At 47.6% G+C, this 1,679-nt stretch carries 2 protein-coding genes and 1 riboswitch; both genes read right to left on the bottom strand.

Features of this window, described 5'->3' with window-relative positions; translation table 11 throughout:
- Positions 1–355 precede the first annotated feature (355 nt).
- Positions 356–475: riboswitch (cyclic di-GMP riboswitch) on the bottom strand.
- A gap of 222 nt (positions 476–697) precedes the next feature.
- Positions 698–1,369 carry a GNAT family N-acetyltransferase gene (locus HN413_00015; GenBank protein MBT3388772.1) on the bottom strand — a complete coding sequence of 224 codons (672 nt, stop codon included), beginning with the start codon at positions 1,367–1,369 and terminating at the stop codon, positions 698–700.
- A 113-nt stretch (positions 1,370–1,482) separates the two neighbouring features.
- The coding region (locus tag HN413_00010; protein ID MBT3388771.1) for a hypothetical protein at positions 1,483–1,679 on the bottom strand (197 nt) is incomplete at its 5' end.

The following is a 1,679-nucleotide window of genomic DNA, read 5'->3' as shown; positions in this document are numbered from 1 at the left end:
TATCATGCCCACCGGGTGCCGCAGGATTCGTTGAGGGTTCAGCTACGCCTAATTTTTGGCCGATCGGAGCCAGTGAATACTGATTTGTATTTGGGTCATATGTCAATAGCGCCGCCGTTGTGTATTGATATTCAATACCATATTTTTTGAATAACGGGGATATCACTGGGCCTAAAATATCACGTCCCCCCAGTAGATCGTACAATTCGTGAAAGCGAGCATCCATGCCACTTCTGGCAATCGCAGCGCTATTTTCGCCACCTTGTGGGATTGCCGAGGGAGTTGTCTTCAAACAAGCGCTCAGATTGACCCCAACAAGGGCAACAACCAGGAAAAGAAGCGATTTATGGATGCGCTTTGCAACCACATTTCCGGTGTGTCTTGGATTATTCTTGCCCAGCATAACTCCCCATCGTGCAGTTTTAGACCCATGGTTGTGCGTCCCTGATTTTCATCAGGTTTGCCGTTTTTTTTTAAATATTTGAAACGTGTGTTCAGCAGAACATGTATATCTGAAGTTGTCGATCTTGAAAATGAATGTTCACCAAGCAACGCCTACGATTATACTCTATTCTTCATCTTGATGTTTGGCGCTGCTCGCAGGGTTTGATGGAATGCTCCCTACAATATTCCAAATGCAATTGCCCTAGTAGAATAATAGGGCAATTGCATTATATTACTCGGTAGTGGTGGATCGTTATTCGTGCAACCAATCCTCGAGAGGTTGTTGTTTCGTATTGGGCGATAGCACCATGAACGGCCAATGTTCGGGAACAGGCCTAAAATTCATCTTACTCCAATAGTCAGCCAGTTTTTGAGTAGCATCTTCACGCGACATGTTGCCATACGGACTGGGTCGGGGGTCATCTTCATCCCGCAGGCTATATTGCAATGGATGGGGTTTGATGACGACAAGGGCAGCGTCACTGGCAAAATGCTGAATCAGGCGGGACATCATCAGCAGACCGAGATTTCTGCCTCGATATTCCGGCTGGATGTGCAGCACTTCGATGATCGCAAATCGTCTTGCGCCGCCAGTAAATGCAATGTTTTCCACGCGATCGGTAAATTCGAAATTATGAACACCATCAAATAGAACCGGAAAGTAACCACTCAGGATTTCAGAGTGCGCATCGAGAATGTCGAAATAAGGCGCGACGTTCAGGTCGCCAAACTCGAAAGGGTTTATCGTGAACAAAATAAAGTCGCCGATTTTGACAGGATTACCTTCTTCCTGAAGCGCATCGTAGATTGTGCCATCGATTTGTGTGGCATAATCGCCGGGGTGGTCGGATAGAACCGATCTGTATTCGGACGAATATTTGAACACAATGCCATATTCGTTGAACTCGCGTTGTGTTTCTTTCATAACTGCCTCCATTGGGTATATTCCTGACAATGCTCTTGGAGCGCTTTCAGGTTTTCGTTGCTCCAGCCCTGGCTGAAATATTTGGGGCTGATAAAATAAAAACAGGTCATCAGTTAGGGCGTCGGTTGATCTTGCGCCAGTTCGGACGGATCATTGTCCAGCACGATGACGGTGCCATCCGGCGGGTAGAGCATGGCGGCTGACAGATGTTCGCCATCCGCGAAACTCAGCACCAGCCGCTGGCCACCCTCGACTGCATACGAAACCGTGAAAGCTTCCACATCGTCAGAAAGCCATTTGCCAGCGCCAA

This window comes from Chloroflexota bacterium (assembly GCA_018648225.1).
Lineage (GTDB): Bacteria > Chloroflexota > Anaerolineae > Anaerolineales > UBA11858 > NIOZ-UU35.
Note: the sequence above shows the minus strand (reverse complement) of the source record. Positions and strands in the feature narration are given on the sequence as shown.

What these genes read in the sequence shown, in the direction of transcription:
- HN413_00015 (MBT3388772.1), bottom strand. Translation starts at nt 1,369, where the DNA reads ATGAAAGAAACACAACGCGAGTTCAACGAATATGGCATTGTGTTCAAA.